This window comes from Chrysanthemum yellows phytoplasma, from assembly GCF_000803325.1.
Taxonomy (GTDB): domain Bacteria; phylum Bacillota_I; class Bacilli_A; order Acholeplasmatales; family Acholeplasmataceae; genus Phytoplasma; species Phytoplasma asteris.
In genome coordinates, this window is the sequence record NZ_JSWH01000242.1 from 1 (window position 1) to 583 (window position 583).

Here is a 583-nt window from a genome sequence, read left to right on the forward strand (position 1 = left end):
TTTTAATGGTTCTTTAATCACCTACAATATTCTAGTAAACGGTTTTTAAACTATTACTTTCAGATTTAACCCTTTTTTAAAAGTTGAAATAATACATTTAAACATCTATATCATCTTTTTCAAATCAATTATCAAAATTAAACTAAAAATCATATCAAAGAATTAATTGGAAAAAAATTATCTCCATAAATTAGAAACTTTACAATTACAACAATTAGATCCTAAAAAACGAGAAAAATACAATAAACCCATTAAAACTAATTATAAGAAAGGATTAAACATTATTTATTACTGAAAAGAAGATTTAAAATATATTAAATCTTTCTTAATTAAAACCAAACAAGGTTATAGGTTGAAAAAGTTATATCCTATGTATAAATATTCACTAAAAGAAGATAATTAATAGTTTTATAACACTTTAACTAACGTTTTTTAAAATATATAAAGATTAACTTATTTAAGGAGTGATATAATATATAACTCCCTATTTTTCCTTTCCATTATTAAAAGAGTTGTTTAAAATTATCCAAACACAATACCCTAACGCGCTGAAGCGCTAATAACAATCATAAGTACACATAAA

General features: G+C 21.4%; 1 pseudogene. It reads left to right on the forward strand.

Features of this window, described 5'->3' with window-relative positions:
• Positions 1–87 precede the first annotated feature (87 nt).
• Positions 88–403: pseudogene (locus OL66_RS03485) on the forward strand (phase variable surface lipoprotein); the annotation flags it as partial.
• Between the last annotated feature and the right edge of the window lie 180 nt (positions 404–583).